This window comes from Vibrio sp. 947 (genome assembly GCF_033339115.1).
In the GTDB taxonomy this organism is placed as follows: Bacteria; Pseudomonadota; Gammaproteobacteria; order Enterobacterales; family Vibrionaceae; genus Vibrio; species Vibrio alginolyticus.
Genome location: NZ_JAWOTX010000010.1, coordinates 84,101 through 100,090 on the forward strand (window position 1 = coordinate 84,101; position 15,990 = coordinate 100,090).

The following is a 15,990-nucleotide window of genomic DNA, read 5'->3' on the forward strand; positions in this document are numbered from 1 at the left end:
AGCCGGCGCGATAGTCCTTCGAGCTAATCCCAATGGCTCTACGGTTTATCTGAAAGATGTTGCTCGCGTTGAACTAGGCAAAAAGTTCTACGATGGTAACGGTAAGTTCCGTGGCCAGGACGCGTCAATCGTTGCGTTGTCTCTTCAATCGGATGCGAATGCGTTAGAAAGTGGTCAGGCCGTCATGGAGCTCCTTGAAGGCTTGAGCAAAAACTTCCCAGAGGGAATGGAATACGAGACCAGCTACGATACAACCGTGTTCGTATCTGAATCGATCAAAGGGGTAGTAAAAACACTGATTGAAGCGATTCTATTGGTGATTGCTGTAACTTACTTGTTCTTGGGTAGTGCGCGTGCAACGTTGATTCCTGTTGTCGCGATCCCCGTTTCTCTGATTGGTACGTTTGCCATCATGCAGGCAACGGGCTTCACCATTAATACGGTTACTTTGTTTGGCTTGATCCTTGCGATTGGTATCGTGGTGGACGATGCGATTCTGGTTATCGAAAACGTCGATACTACCATGGCGAAAGACCCAAGCATTTCACCGCGTAAAGCGACGTTGCTAGCGATGAAAGAAGTAACGGGACCAATCATCACGTCGACCTTGGTTCTACTTGCGGTATTCATACCCGTCGCCATGCTGCCAGGTATCACCGGTATCATGTATCGCCAGTTCGCTTTGACCATCTGTATTTCGGTTGTGATTTCATCCATCAATGCATTGACGCTGTCTCCAGCACTTTGTTCTCTGGTATTGAAGCAGGGTGGGGGCAATACCGCTAACTGGTTCCAGGCTTTCAACAGAGGCTTAGAGCGCATCACTACGCGTTATGGCCAGATCGCTGGTTTCTTGGTGAAGAAGTCTTTACTGCTCGTGACGTTCTTTATAGTTGCTATCGCAGCGGTCACTTTCTTTGCGAAAACCACCTCTACAGCGTTTGTTCCTCAAGAAGATAAAGGCATTTTGCTGGTTAACGTACAGCTACCAGATTCAGCCTCTTTATCACGTACTGAAGAAGTCACCAATGATTTAATGAAAATGATCGGTGAAGAGCCTGGTGTGGATGGTGTGACGGTTGCGAACGGTTACTCGTTTATGACAGGCGCAGCAGCATCAAACGGTGCTTCTGTATTTATCAAATTGCATGACTGGGATACTCGTAACTCGCTGCAAGGAGAGCACTCTGCTAATGCTATCGCGGCACGTATTAACGGTCGAGCGGCGACAGAGCTACCTCAAGCGGTTGTTTTTGCGATGGGACCACCGGCGGTTCCTGGTATGGGCGCTGCGTCTGGTTTTGAGTTTGTGCTTGAAGACACGCTAGGGCGAAGTCGTACCGATTTGTCGATGGTCATGGGAGAAATGATCCAAGCGGCTAACCAAGCGCCTGAAATTGCCTACACGTTTAGCACGTTCCGCGCGAATGTTCCGCACTACTACGTTGATATCGATCGTGAGAAAGCGCAGCAATTAGGTATTTCGCTGTCGTCTATTTTCCAAACCTTGCAAGGCAACTTAGGTTCGCTTTATGTGAATGACTTCACCATGTTTGGTAAGAACTTCCGCGTAACCATGCAAGCTGATAGCCAGCACCGTAGCAGCATGGAAGATCTAGAGCGTTTCCATGTTCGTTCTTCGAACGGTGATATGGTTCCGTTAAGTACGCTAGTGAGCTACGAGCAAGTGTTTGAGCCTGATGTGGCATGGCGTTACAACATGTACCGCAGTGCTATCATTCAAGGCCAACCAGCTCCGGGTTACTCTAGTGGTGATGCGATTGCCGCAATGGAACGCGTTGCTGCTGAAGTTCTTCCGCAAGGGTACACGTATGAATGGACAGGTATGGCTTATCAGGAAGTGCTCGCGGGTAACCAAGCCATTTATGCGTTTGCGCTGGCTTTGCTCTTCATTTACTTGTTTATGGTGGCTCAGTATGAAAGTTGGAGTATTCCACTGGCTATTATTTTGGTGGTCCCAGTAGCCACGTTAGGTTCCTTCCTTGCGTTAAATCTAACTGGCACGCCGCTTAACTTGTATGCCCAAATTGGTCTTGTCTTGCTCATAGCCTTGGCGGCGAAAAACGCAATTTTGATTGTGGAGTTCGCCAAGCAAGAGCGTGAAGAAAAAGATGCTGATATCGATAGTGCAGCGGTTAAAGGAGGCACGTTACGTTTCCGCGCTGTGAATATGACATCTTGGTCATTTATCCTGGGTATCTTCCCGCTTATCTTTGCCGCTGGCGCGGGGCACGTGAGTCAAAACTCACTCGGCGTGTCGCTGATTGGTGGTCTATTGTGTGTGCTTCTAGCAGGTACATTCTTGATCCCAGGCTTCTACGCTCTGGTGCAAAGACAGCGTGAGAAAGTTCATGGCGGCAACACCAAGCTGGTTCCTCTTGATGATGAATAATTACATCCGAAGTGCGCAGTAAGCACGAAGTGACAATTGAAAAAAAGCCCGAAGCAATGATTGCTTCGGGCTTTCTATTTTGAAAAGGGTTATTTTAGCGCAGTTTTGAATTGTGCAACGGCTTCATCCATATCATGAGCTTGAGCAGAGACAGAGTTCACTTCGTGCAAGCATTCCTGAGCGGATTGCATGTTATTCTCAGATATGGCGTTTAGCTCGGTGATTGAACCGCTAACTTGGTTCATCACGATACCTTGTTCTTCAATTGCTGAAGCTATGCGCTCCGAATTACCTTGAATTGAATGCATGTCAGTAATGATCTGTTGCAGGCTAGAATCCAGTTTTTCAGAAGCATTAAGTGTTTGTTGCCCTTGATCGTTACATTGATCAATATCAGCAACAACTGTAGACATTTGAGTTTGAATATCTGCAACGACCCGCGTGATTTCCTCAGTGGATTGATGAGTTCGGCTAGCTAGGGCGCGTACTTCATCGGCAACAACTGCAAACCCGCGGCCTTGTTCGCCTGCTCGCGCGGCTTCAATTGCTGCGTTGAGAGCTAGTAGGTTGGTTTGCTCTGCAATCTCTTGGATGATGTTCACGGCACCACCAATTTTATCTACATGCTGATTCAGCGAGCCAATCGACTGCTGGCTGTTTGATAAAATCGTGGTTAGTTGACCGATGTTGGTTACCGTCGCCTCAACAACTCCTCGACCTTGTTCGGCATTATTCGCTGCCTGATGTACGCCTTCTACCGCAACTGATGTGCTCTCAGAGATTTCACCTATTGTGGCAACCATTTGCTGAACTGCCGTCGCCATTGATGCTGTGTGGTCAGTTTGAGTGTGGAATTGCTCCATAACGCCTTCTAACTCACGATGCATATTATCGGTACTTGCAGTGAGTTGCGCCGATTTTTCTTGGGTACTACTAATTAGATGCTCAAGCTTATCCAATAGGTCATTGAGGTGATGACTGATATCAAATAGCTCGTCTTGACCTTTCAAATCAGATCGAAGTCCCATGTTGTTCGTTTCGCTGATACTTCGAATGGTGCCAAGTAAGCTATTCACTCGCGTATTGATTGAACGTGAAATTTGCCAAATCAATGCGAAAATAACGACTAAGATCAGAGCTGTAATGACCTGCTTGATGGTCGACATTTGTTCATCACGTTGTGCGGCAGCAGAGCTAAGGGCTGTGGAAAAGGTTTCAAATTGCTCTTCTACGGCATGGGATAATGCGCGAGTTTCACCGAGTAGGCCTTTGTCATAAGCAACCCCAACAACTTGCTTTTGGGCCGCCAATTGCTTACCTGTTTTGATAAGCTCCGGAGCATATTGCCCCTCAAGCAAGTCACTATTGAATAGTCCTGCTTTTACCGCAGAGTCAAAACGGACTAATGTCAATAACTGCTGGTGGTCTGAACGTTGTTTAGCTTCTAATAGTGCTTGTTCGTAACCGGCGAGAAGCCCACTCTTTGAATCAAGCCCGTACCGTTGGTAAGCGCTGACCAGATTCTGAAAGCCCCTTTGGTATGCGAGCAAGTCTTGCTTAAATTGTTGACTGGAAGGTAATTCATTACTCTTGAGTATGTTCGCAAGCTCTTTTTCTGTGTCTATAAACTTGTCAACATTGGCGTCAAACTTATTTAGATATTTGTCATTACTACGCAGTAGGAAATCTTTTTCATTTCTGCGTAAGTTGAGTAAGCGTATTTCTAGATCACCAACGAGTTTGATGGCGTGATTAAGATCATTGCTCTTATTTTCAAAATGGGATGACGTACCCAAAAGGGCCACGATGCCTAAAATGGCGATAACTCCGAGGAAGTAGAGTTTTTGCCTAATAGTCATATTGTTGTTTCCTGAATAAGTAACTAAAAAGAGAAATCCAATGAGATTTCCAAGGGCTAGCAAACGTTGTTCAACTAACATGTCGAGAAAACGACATTCACTAATACAGCACTTTTTTACGTTGCTGTTTTTTCGCTCCGTGCTTGTTTTTTGTATCAAGTCGTCGGCGTTGAGAAGCGCGGGTTGGTTTCGTTTTAATACGCTTCTTCTCCTGTAAAGCGGCAGCTTTTATCAATGCTTGAAGCCGATTTAGGGCGTCTTCCTTATTTTGTTCTTGTGTCCGAAATTGTTGCGCTTTGATGATGATCACGCCATCTTTACTTATACGACTATCAGAAAGTGCAAGTAATCGCTCTTTGTAAAAGTCAGGTAAGCTGGAATGCCGGATATCAAAGCGCAGGTGTATAGCGGACGCTACCTTGTTAACGTTCTGGCCACCATTTCCTTGAGCTCTAATTGGGGATAATTGAATTTCCCACTCTTGAATTGTGACGGAGTTCGAAATTTTGAGCATGATAAGTAAATGCCGGTAAGGACGATTGAAAGAGCTGATAAATTAACATTACAGATGCACAAATAGAAGAAAAGACATGAGCACGATTGATTTTAGACCCTATGAGGGATTCATATTTGATATGGATGGTACTCTAATCGATACCATGCCAGCCCACTTGGCAGCTTGGCAAGCAACTGCTGAGCGTTTTGATTTTCCGTTTTGCCAGGAATGGTTTCACAGTTTGGGAGGGATGCCGAGCTTTAAAATTGTTGAGGAACTAAATCGTGTGCATGAGCTTTTATTAGATCCTAAAACTGTCGCGACATTTAAAATGGAAACATTCGCTGCTATGGAGCTTCATGGTGACGTTATTCCTTGCACGAACATCGTGTTAGAGGAATATTTAGGCCATAAGAAAATTGCAGTCGGTACTGGCAGCCAACGAGAAAGTGCCATGCGCTTATTAAGTCATGCAGGTTTATTAGACAAGTTGGATGTTGTAGTAACCGCAAGTGATGTAGAGAACCATAAACCCTTTCCAGATACCTTTTTGATGGCCGCGAAACAACTCGACTTGGAGGCGTCACAGTGTCTTGTGTTCGAGGATACTGAGCTGGGGAAGCGAGCGGCGCATGCAGCTGGTATGGATTGCGTTATGGTGCAAGATAATGAGTTGATCTTTTTCCCAAAACCATAGTGGCAATATCCCTTAATATGAGATCAAAATGGGGTGCAAATGCACCCCATTAATTTTTACCACATCATCGATCATGAATCATAGATGCTTATTCTGGTTGAACTAGCTCTTGGTATTCAAATGAAGGTACCACAACTTCTACGCGACGGTTTTTCTCACGACCTTCGCGAGTGCTGTTGTCAGCAACTGGGTTTTCTTCACCCATACCTTTAACTGTCAAACGATCTGAACCAATGCCAGCTGCGGTTAGGTAATCAGCAACAGATTGAGCACGACGCTCAGACAGTTTTTGGTTGTATGCCGCAGGGCCTGAGCTATCTGTGTAACCAGTAATCTCTACTTGAGCTTGAGGATATTCGTTCAAGAATGAAACAAAGTTGTCCAGACGTTCAGAAACGGACTCTGTTAACTTAGCACTATCGAATTCAAACGTACCTGTACCGTACTCTTCTTTGTGCACCTTGCTCATCATCACTGGTTCTGGATCTGGCTCGATCACTTCTTCCGTTACAACTGCTGCAACAACTGGAGCTGCTGCGAATTTGTAGTTAACACCGATACCAAAGAAGTTAGCATCCATGTCGTCCCACACGTCGTCAGCCATGTCTTGGTAGCGTTGGTATTCAGCGCGAACACTCCAGTTTCTATCGATCGAGTATTCAGCCCCCAAAGAACCTGTTGGGACAAAGTCTGTTTCGTCATCAGACATCATGTAAGCACCACCGATCTTAGCAAACAGATTCCAAGAGTCGTTTAAGTGCCAGTTGAATTTAGGTGCAAGTGTTAAAGCCGTTAGATTGCCGTCAATCGTATTAACCGTGTTAGCCCCTGACATCGAGTTAGCTTTGTAGTCGCCTAAGAAGTCTACGCCGTACTCTAGCCCAATGATATCGGTAAAGTCATAACCGATATGTAGTCCTGCACCGAACGCTTCATCATCACAAGGGCTATTTAGATAGCAAGCGTCGTCAAGTGTAGTCATGCCCACTTTGCCCCCGATGTACATTTCAGCTTGAGCAGAGTTTAAAAGCGCGCTACTACCAGCTACCACTGCTGCTACTGCAATTGCTACTTTGTTCATAATGTTTCCTTGTATTGATTGCATATTAACTTCTACTTCGTTTTATCAAAAAATTAGAAAAAACCAGCGTTTATAAGAAATTAGTTTAATATTCTAATCATTTCATATCAAGCAACAATATATTTGAACTTGATCAACATTTACTACCCAAAAATACCTCACAAACTTCTGATATTTCTTACATTGTAGTAAAGATTTTTTGGTGCATAAGAAAATTGATGATTATTTTGAACTTTTTTTCGTAAACTTTACTTTACATTGTGCGCGGTGGTTAACAGGTGGTTTTTATTTGCATTTATTTGCAAAAACTGATTGCAAGTCTACGCCTAAGCCGATAAGTTACTTAAACGCTAGACAGAAAATGACCACAGCCCTTGATGCTGCTCGCTTTGTGAACAATGTTGCAATGAGTTCAGTTGGTAAAAATGGGGTCGGAAATAAAACCAGGAAGTAGAAGTAATGTTTCAAACTGATGATGTAAGAATAAATAGAGTAAAAGAGTTATTGCCACCTGTTGCAGTATTAGAGAAGTTCCCAGCGACTGAAACCGCTTCTTCGACCACTTTTGATTGCCGTAACGCCATTCACAATATTCTTGAAGGAAAAGACGATCGATTACTCGTGATCGTTGGCCCGTGTTCTATTCACGATCCGGCTGCCGCGGTTGAGTACGGCAAAAAGCTAAAAGTACTACGTGATGAACTGGGCGAGCAGCTTGAGGTTGTTATGCGAGTTTATTTTGAAAAGCCGCGTACGACCGTTGGTTGGAAAGGCCTTATCAATGACCCTTACTTAAATGACACCTATAAGCTAAATGATGGTCTACGTATCGGACGTAAACTTCTTCTTGATCTAACCGATATGGGCTTGCCAACGGCAAGTGAATTCTTAGATATGATCACACCTCAGTACGTGGCGGATTTGATCAGTTGGGGCGCTATCGGTGCTCGTACGACAGAATCTCAGGTTCACCGCGAGCTAGCTTCTGGTCTTTCTTGTCCTGTAGGTTTCAAAAACGGTACAGACGGGAATATTAAAATAGCGAGCGACGCGATTCGTTCTGCAAGCGCTTCCCATCACTTCCTTTCAGTAACAAAATACGGTCATTCCGCGATCGTAGAAACCGCTGGTAATCCAGACTGCCATATTATTCTACGTGGCGGTAAAGAACCAAACTACAGTGCAGCACATGTAGCTCAAATTAAAGATGAGCTGGACACCGCAGGTCTGCCGAAAAAAGTGATGATTGATTTTAGCCATGCTAACAGCTCGAAGCAGTTCAAGCGTCAAATGCTGGTGTCTGATGATGTATCCGAGCAAATCTCTGCTGGCGAAGAAGCCATTTTTGGTGTGATGATCGAGTCTCATTTAGTTGAAGGTCGCCAAGACTTAGTGGATGGCAAAGCAGCCACTTATGGTCAGTCGATTACTGATGCATGTATTGGTTGGGAAGGTACGGAAACGGTACTTCGTCAGCTTTCTGATGCAGTAAAAGCGCGCCGCAACAAGTAAGCTCAACAGAAAAACTTTTTAAAAGCGAAAAGTGAATAGTGAAGAGCCAGAGGTACTATGCCTCTGGCTCTTTTTGTTGAGAATTACTCTCATATCTTTCTATTGTTTCTGCTTTCCTATATGTTATCTGTATACGTCGTAACCAAAAGGAATTTGGAATTGAATCGTAATGTATGGCTTCTATCCCTCTGCCAAGCCTTATTAATGACAGGGAATATTTTACTCATATCTGTTATTGCCCTTATTGGCAAAACACTTGCGCCGTCATCAAGTTTTATCACATTACCAGTTGCACTGCAGTTTTTGGGACTGATGGCCGCGACAATTCCTGCGTCGCTAATTATGGGCAAGTTAGGGCGTCGCCTTGGTTTTAGCCTTGGTAATGTCATTGGCATTTTGGGTGCTAGTCTAGCGACGTATGCATTAAGTCAACAAAACTTCTATCTGTTCTGCATGTCTACGTTTTTGCTTGGTGTTGGTATAGGTTTCGGTACTCTATACAGGTTTGCTGCCATTGAAGTGTGTGAAGAGTCGGCAAGACATAGGGCGATTTCGATATCTATGGCGGGTGGGGTGTTAGCGGCGATCCTTGGGCCTAATCTGGCCGTGTACTCGCAGCAGTGGTCAGGTGATGGCTTATACATTAGTGCATTTGCTGTGCTTGTCGTTCTTTATATAACCGCGTTGGTTGTGCTACAAACCATTCGTTTTCCACCTGCACACACGCAGGCGCTATACGCTAAGGCGGATAAGCTGAGACTGATTATTCGTCGACCTAATTTCATGCTGGCAGTTATCGCGGCAATGGTTGCGTACGCGGTGATGAACATTTTAATGACAGCAACTCCTTTAGCGATGATTGGTTGTGGCTTTGATTTTGATAAAGCGGCGGGAGTGATCGAATGGCACGTGTTGGGTATGTTTGCACCTGCGTTTGTCACGGGCCGTCTGATAGAGCGGTTTGGCGCTAAGAATATGATTTTGGCGGGTGGATTGCTATTTGTTGCTTGTATTGGAATTAATATACATGGAGTGTCTATCTGGCATTTTAGTCTTGCTTTAATCCTGTTAGGAATAGGGTGGAACTTTATGTTTATCGCAGCTACCGGGCTGTTTAGTCAAAGCTATGAAGCGAAAAACAGAAGCAAGGCTCAAGCGTTTAATGAATTCTTCGTGTTCAGTTGTGTCACCATCACCGCATTACTATCTGGTTGGCTTGAGTCTACCGTAGGTTGGCAGAATCTTAATTTGTATGTTCTTCCATTTGTGTTACTCGTTATCGCGATGTTTGCGTTAAAAACGAATAAAAAGCCAGAATCACAAACCGCTTAATTAAGTCTTAATATATAACCCGGCCTATCGTGTCGGGTTTGTTTATTAGCTCAAATCAACAATCTCCTCTTTATGTTTTTATCGATAATGTGAATTCCCACAATAAAAATGTCGATTTGATAAGACTTTTTATCTAACTTTTTGTAATAAAAATAAAAATCCTGTATATATCTTGCCGAAAATCAATAAAAACTAAAGAAGTTTCGTCTATGTCAGCCAATATTTCTCATAAAGCTCAAGAAACTCTCGTGAGGGAGTCTGAGGAACTCGTCTCAACAACGAACTTACAAGGCGTTATTACATATTGTAATGAAGCCTTTTGCCGCGTTGCTGAATACACTCACGAAGAACTTGTCGGTCAGAACCACAATATAGTTCGTCATAATGATATGCCTAAAGCCGCTTTCGGTGACATGTGGGCACGCCTTAAACAAGGTAAAGCCTGGCGTGGAATGGTTAAGAATGCCACTAAGTCTGGCGGTTACTATTGGGTTGATGCTTATGTCACCCCTATCTACGAAGACAACCATGTTGTTGGGTATCAATCAGTGCGCGTGAAACCAAAGCGAGAGTGGGTTGATATTGCGACAAAAGCCTACAAAAGCATGCGTACTGCAGAGGAGTCTGGTCGAACTTGGTCGTTGAAAATCAATGAAACCATTCGCTATGCGATTCTACTTGGTGCACTAACCGCACCTGCAACCGCATATGCGTTGTCTGTTGAAGGGCCGTTGGCTTGGCTTGCAAGTGCGTTACCTGCAAGTGTTCTGGCTCTGTTATTCCGCCAAGAGTTAATTGATACACCTCAGCAACTTAAAAAGTTACAAAAGCAATATGACAGCGTAAGTCGCTTGATCTATTCCGGTAACACGGCATTTTCGATTGCCGATTTCCATATCAAAATGCTATCCGCAAGAATTCGAACCGTGTTAGGAAGAATGACTGACTCCGCATTGCCTTTGCAGCATTGCGCCGAAGAGCTTAGTCAAACAACGGCAGAAGTCTCGGCTGCATTAAATCAGCAAAATACCGATATTCATCGTGTGCGAGATGCTACCCAAGAGGTGGAGTTGTCGGCAAATTCGGTTTCTTCGAGTACCAATGATGCCCATATGTTGATTGATGATACATTGAAGTCATGCTTGATGGCGAAGGAGACCATCGATCAAACGCACACCAATCTAGCGCAATTAAGCCTTCAAGCTGAAAAAGCGACGGAAACGACGTATCAACTGAGTGATCAGGCGCAGAAGGTGAACCATTTGATGGAAGAGATTGGTGGGATCGCAGAGCAAACCAATTTACTGGCACTTAACGCGGCGATTGAAGCAGCAAGGGCAGGGGAGCAAGGTCGTGGTTTTGCTGTTGTAGCTGATGAGGTCCGCGCGCTTTCTGGGCGTACATCCAATGCAACTGAACAAATCCAAGCTTCTATCTCCACTATGTTGGCAACGATTCAAAGTTGGCAGAAAGATATTCTGGCAAACAAAGAGCAAACCGATGCCTGTTCTCAAGTAGCAGAACAAAGCGCGTTGCGTTTGTCTGAAGTTGAACAGATGATGCAAACCATGAGTGGGCTGATGGTTGATGTAGCAGAAGCGGCGAATAACCAGTTAAAGCTATCTAGTGATGTAAACCAGCACATTCATTCTATCGCTTCGACCGCAGAACAAAACTTGGCAGCAACACATTCAGTTGAGCAAAATAGCCGACAGTTGAAAGACCAAGTACAAGATTTCTATCAGCTCGCCCTTCGATTTGAAGACAAATAGTCGTAACGAAAGTTGTGATGTTTATGCCCTGGCTGCGTTTATGCGAATAGGAGCCAGATAAAAGAAAGCCCCGCCATTGCTGGTGGGGCTTTTCAGTTTTCACATTCGCAATAGAGAAAACTGACTATCTTTTTACTGCAATTACGCGAGTAGCTCTTTTGCTGTGTTCACTACGTTTTCAGTTGTGAAACCAAACATTTTGAATAGTTCGCCAGCTGGTGCAGATTCACCAAATGAAGTCATACCGATGATGCGACCGTCAAAGCCTACGTACTTGTACCAGAAGTCAGCAATACCTGCTTCAATTGCGATACGTGCTGTTACGTCTGATGGCAGTACAGCTTCACGGTAAGCGGCGTCTTGTTTGTCAAATGCGTCTGTTGATGGCATTGAAACCACGCGTACTTTCTTACCTTCAGCAGTTAGCTGTGCTGCTGCTTCTACTGCTAGTTCAACTTCAGAACCTGTTGCGATAAGGATTAGCTCAGGCTTGCCTTCGCAATCTTTCAGAATGTAAGCACCTTTCGCGATGTCTGCTACTTGTTCTGCTGTGCGCTCTTGTTGCGCAAGGTTTTGACGAGAGAAGATAAGTGCTGTCGGTGCATCTTTACGTTCAATCGCTAGTTTCCAAGCTACAGCGGACTCAACTTGGTCACATGGACGCCATGTGCTCATGTTTGGTGTTAGGCGTAGCGATGCCATTTGCTCAACTGGTTGGTGAGTTGGACCATCTTCGCCAAGACCGATAGAGTCATGCGTGTACACTTGGATGTTCTGAATTTTCATCAGCGCAGCCATACGCATTGCGTTACGTGCGTACTCCATGAACATTAGGAATGTTGCGCCGTAAGGAACGAAACCACCGTGTAGCGCGATACCGTTCATGATCGCTGTCATACCGAATTCACGTACGCCGTAGTGGATGTAGTTACCAGAGAAGTCGCTTGCTTCTAGAGACTTAGAACCAGACCACATTGTTAGGTTAGAAGGTGCTAGGTCAGCAGAGCCACCCATGAACTCTGGTAGTAGAGCACCAAATGCTTCTAGAGCATTTTGAGACGCTTTACGTGATGCAATGTTTGCTGGGTTAGCTTGAAGATCAGCAATGATTTGGCTTGCTTTCTCTTCCCACTGTGCAGGAAGCTCACCGTTTACGCGGCGTTTAAATTCAGCTGCCAGCTCAGGGTACGCTGCTTCATAAGCTGCAAATTTCTCGTTCCACGCTGCTTCCTTAGCTGCGCCTGTTTCTTTCGCTGACCATTCTGCGTAGACTTCTTGCGGAATTTCAAAAGGACCGTGCTCCCAACCTAGTTCTTTGCGTGTTGCTGCGATTTCTTCTGCACCTAGTGGCGCACCGTGACAATCGTGTGAACCAGATTTGTTTGGTGAACCAAAACCGATGATAGTCTTAGTACAGATAAGTGTAGGACGTGGATCCGCTTTCGCCGCTTCAATTGCTGCGTTGATTGCGTCAGCATCGTGACCATCGACTGCAGGGATTACGTGCCAACCGTAAGCTTCGAAACGCTTAGGTGTGTCGTCAGAGAACCAACCTTCAACGTGACCGTCGATAGAGATGCCGTTGTCATCCCAGAACGCGATCAGCTTGCCTAGACCTAGAGTACCTGCAAGAGAACATGCCTCGTGCGAAATACCTTCCATCAGACAGCCGTCGCCCATGAACACGTAAGTGAAGTGGTCAACGATGTCGTGGCCTTCTTTGTTGAACTGTGCTGCTAGCGCTTTTTCAGCTAGAGCCATACCAACCGCGTTAGTGATGCCTTGACCTAGCGGACCCGTTGTGGTCTCGATACCTGGCGCGTAACCATACTCTGGGTGACCAGGAGTTTTAGAGTGAAGCTGACGGAAGTTTTTCAGATCGTCGATAGACAACTCGTAACCTGCAAGGTGCAGTAGAGAGTAAATCAGCATTGAGCCGTGGCCGTTAGACAGTACGAAACGGTCGCGGTCTGCCCACTCAGGGTTTGATGGGTTGTGGTTTAGATGAGAGCGCCAAAGAACTTCAGCGATGTCAGCCATACCCATAGGTGCACCTGGGTGACCAGAGTTAGCTTGTTGAACACCATCCATGCTTAGCGCACGGATTGCATTTGCTAGATGTTTACGATCCATAGTGATTACTTCTCGATATTTGATTTAAATAGAGGGAACTCGCCGAAACAAGTTCAAATAGAATTTTTTGAAAATAGTGCTGATGGTAAAAGCGAGTAGACGGGCTACTCGCTTTTGGTAAGCAATTAAAGCTTAGCTTCGATCATCGCTTCTAGTTTGCCTTGGTCAACGGCGAAGTTGCGGATACCTTCAGCCAGCTTCTCAACAGCCATTGGGTCTTGGTTATGTTCCCATAGGAACTCTGCGTGAGTCATTGGTGCTGGACGCTCAGCTGCGCCTTTAGAATCAACTAGTTTCTCAACTACTTCACCTTCAGCTGCTTCTAGTTCTGCAAGTAGAGCAGGAGCGATAGTTAGACGGTCACAACCAGCTAGCTCTAAGATCTCACCGATATTACGGAAGCTTGCGCCCATAACTACAGTTTTGTAGCCGTATTCTTTGTAGTAGTTGTAGATCTTAGTTACAGATAGTACGCCTGGATCTTCTTGAGCTTCGAAGTCACGGCCTTCTTTCGCTTTGTACCAGTCCATGATACGACCAACGAATGGCGAGATTAGGAATACACCCGCTTCTGCACAAGCACGTGCTTGAGCGAACGAGAATAGAAGCGTTAGGTTACAGTTGATGCCTTCTTTTTCTAGGATCTCAGCTGCGCGAATGCCTTCCCAAGTTGAAGCCAGTTTGATAAGGATACGGTCGTTAGTGATGCCAGCATCGTTGTACATTTTTACTAGTTGACGAGCTTTCGCTACACTGCCTTCCATATCGTAAGATAGACGAGCGTCTACTTCTGTAGAGATACGACCTGGGATAGTTTTTAGGATTTCTTTACCGATGTTTACTGCAAGCATGTCACAAGTGTCTTGAACTTGTTGAGCTTTGTCGTTGCTCTGTGCTTTAGCGTATTCGATTGAAGCATCGATTAGAGGTGCGTACTCTGCGATTTGAGCGGCTTTAAGGATAAGAGAAGGGTTAGTTGTTGCGTCTTCTGGCTGATACTTTTTAATTGCATCAATTTCGCCAGTGTCTGCTACTACAGTCGTTAGTTTACGAAGTTGCTCTAACTTGTTGCTCATAATCGATCATCCTATTTAAATGGGCTTAAGCGTGATTTTTGTTATCACAGCTTGTGCATTTGCAAGCGAGTTAGCTAACCGTCTCATCGCATTTAATGAGACATCTGCTCAGCCAACTACGGAAAATTTCGTTACCGAACAAATGCTATGAACATTTGATCGATAGCTGAGTAAATGATGTGTCCATATTTATCCTATCTATGCTGAAAGTCAATCGCTGAAATGGACTTATAGTGAACTTCATCAACGTTTTTTTACTGTGTGTTTAGTGGTTAACCCAAATAAACGTTTGCCCTTATTGTTCAAAGCTTGAGCGTTGTCCAAGAGGGTAAAAAATTGTAGTGAGAAAATGTTATTGCGATGAGCAAATGTAGCGTTTAAATTGATAAAGAACATATGCTAAGTCAATGAGCATATGTTCACTTATTGCATACAATATCGATCCTCTTAAAGGGCGAGAGAAACCATGAGCAGTTCTAATCAAGATATTTCCATTGAAAACACGGATTTGTTGACAGAGATTTCCGTCGCGTATTATCAAGACGGTGCGACTCAGGAAGAGATATCGAGAAAATTTGCCATATCACGCGCAAAGGTTGGGCGAATGCTCAAGCAGGCGCGTGATGAAGGCATTGTTGAAATTACCGTTAAATACCATCCGGTGTTCAGCGCCAAGATCGAACAACGTTTGATCGAGCGATTCGGCGTTAAGCGCGCGCTTGTTGCTCTTGATCAACCGAATGAAGAAGCGCAACGACTACAGGTATCGGGATTGGTGTCCAATTATCTCACTAGCACGCTCAAAAACGGCATGGTGGTGACGGTCGGACAAGGGCGCAACGTGTCGTCTGTCGCTCACCATATTGGTGTTATTACGCCGCGTGATTGTAAATTTGTGTGTGGCATTGGTGGTATTCATCCGCGTGGCGGTATGTATAACGCCGACCATATTTGTCGTCAGTTGGCGAAGAAATATGGGGGGACCTCTGAAACCCTTTATGCGCCGGCTTACGCAGAAAACAGAGAACAGAAGTTGGCCTTTATGCAAAATGCAACCGTGAAACAAACGCTCGACCTAGCACGTAAAGCCGATGTCGCTTTGGTTGGTATTGGTGACATGAGCGAAAACAGTTACATGGTCGACTTAGGTTGGTTTACGCCTGATGAAGTGGTTCAGTCGAGACTTCAACAAGGTGTGGTAGGGGATTTTGCAGGTTATGACTTCTTTGATATTCACGGTAATGTAGCGAACACGGTAATGAGTGACCGAGTAATTGGACTTGGTATTGAAGAGTTTCGGCCGATCTCGGAAGTCATTGCGATCGCAGCAGAGAACAGCAAGCCGCTCGCTCTACTCGGAGCATTAAGAACTGGAGCGATAGACGTGATCGCCACGAGCGTTAGCAACGCATTAACCGTGCTCAACTTAGATGAGCAAATGCACGGTAACGCGACATCTGAACGCTAACGGAAATAGTCGGCTTTTGATGTAGTCAGGCTATGAGGAGGGACAAATCACTCATAGCCAGTTTCTATTTCGAAATGACAAGTTTGGTTTAAAAGCTGCGTTTAGTTTATTGGAACACATCATCTTTAGATAAACGTAAGATACTATGTTA

The 15,990-nt window shown here is 45.0% G+C and carries 10 protein-coding genes and 1 pseudogene; 6 read left to right on the forward strand and 5 right to left on the reverse strand.

The features are described 5' to 3' along the window. Positions 1–10: 10 nt before the first annotated feature. Positions 11–2,413 (forward strand): annotated as a pseudogene (vmeZ, locus tag R7Q39_RS14480) (multidrug efflux RND transporter permease subunit VmeZ); the annotation flags it as partial. A gap of 89 nt (positions 2,414–2,502) precedes the next feature. Here vmeZ and R7Q39_RS14485 read toward each other — a convergent pair. Beyond that, complete coding sequence (locus R7Q39_RS14485) at positions 2,503–4,272, reverse strand: methyl-accepting chemotaxis protein (protein ID WP_318076398.1); 1,770 nt, start codon at positions 4,270–4,272, stop codon at positions 2,503–2,505. A 100-nt stretch (positions 4,273–4,372) separates the two neighbouring features. Further along, a complete protein-coding gene (arfB, locus tag R7Q39_RS14490; RefSeq protein ID WP_017635196.1) occupies positions 4,373–4,786 on the reverse strand; it encodes an alternative ribosome rescue aminoacyl-tRNA hydrolase ArfB in 414 nt (137 codons plus the stop codon). Positions 4,787–4,862: 76 nt separating this feature from the next. Between arfB and R7Q39_RS14495 the strand changes: the two genes are divergently transcribed. Further along, positions 4,863–5,465, forward strand: a complete 603-nt coding sequence (locus R7Q39_RS14495; protein ID WP_054574702.1) for a beta-phosphoglucomutase family hydrolase — start codon at positions 4,863–4,865, stop codon at positions 5,463–5,465. 88 nt (positions 5,466–5,553) lie between these two features. Here R7Q39_RS14495 and R7Q39_RS14500 read toward each other — a convergent pair whose 3' ends face one another. Then, positions 5,554–6,546 carry an OmpA family protein gene (locus R7Q39_RS14500; RefSeq protein ID WP_054577773.1) on the reverse strand — a complete coding sequence of 331 codons (993 nt, stop codon included), beginning with the start codon at positions 6,544–6,546 and terminating at the stop codon, positions 5,554–5,556. Positions 6,547–7,005: 459 nt separating this feature from the next. Between R7Q39_RS14500 and aroG the strand changes: the two genes are divergently transcribed. From aroG to R7Q39_RS14515, 3 genes are all read left to right on the forward strand, one after another. Further along, on the forward strand, positions 7,006–8,058 hold the full coding sequence (gene aroG, locus R7Q39_RS14505) for a 3-deoxy-7-phosphoheptulonate synthase AroG (protein ID WP_318076399.1): 1,053 nt from the start codon (positions 7,006–7,008) through the stop codon (positions 8,056–8,058). A gap of 159 nt (positions 8,059–8,217) precedes the next feature. Beyond that, positions 8,218–9,390 (forward strand): MFS transporter, encoded by a 1,173-nt coding sequence (locus R7Q39_RS14510; protein WP_213914925.1) that lies wholly within the window; start codon positions 8,218–8,220, stop codon positions 9,388–9,390. A gap of 209 nt (positions 9,391–9,599) precedes the next feature. Further along, positions 9,600–11,162 (forward strand): methyl-accepting chemotaxis protein, encoded by a 1,563-nt coding sequence (locus R7Q39_RS14515; protein WP_017635201.1) that lies wholly within the window; start codon positions 9,600–9,602, stop codon positions 11,160–11,162. 141 nt (positions 11,163–11,303) lie between these two features. On the opposite strand, the gene tkt is transcribed toward R7Q39_RS14515, so the two are convergent. Continuing rightward, on the reverse strand, positions 11,304–13,295 hold the full coding sequence (gene tkt / locus R7Q39_RS14520) for a transketolase (protein ID WP_042522667.1): 1,992 nt from the start codon (positions 13,293–13,295) through the stop codon (positions 11,304–11,306). 125 nt (positions 13,296–13,420) lie between these two features. Continuing rightward, on the reverse strand, positions 13,421–14,371 hold the full coding sequence (gene tal / locus R7Q39_RS14525) for a transaldolase (protein WP_005373488.1): 951 nt from the start codon (positions 14,369–14,371) through the stop codon (positions 13,421–13,423). 466 nt (positions 14,372–14,837) lie between these two features. On the opposite strand from tal, the gene R7Q39_RS14530 reads away from it, so the two are divergent. Then, a complete protein-coding gene (locus R7Q39_RS14530) occupies positions 14,838–15,839 on the forward strand; it encodes a sugar-binding transcriptional regulator (RefSeq protein ID WP_005387670.1) in 1,002 nt (333 codons plus the stop codon). Positions 15,840–15,990: the final 151 nt, after the last annotated feature.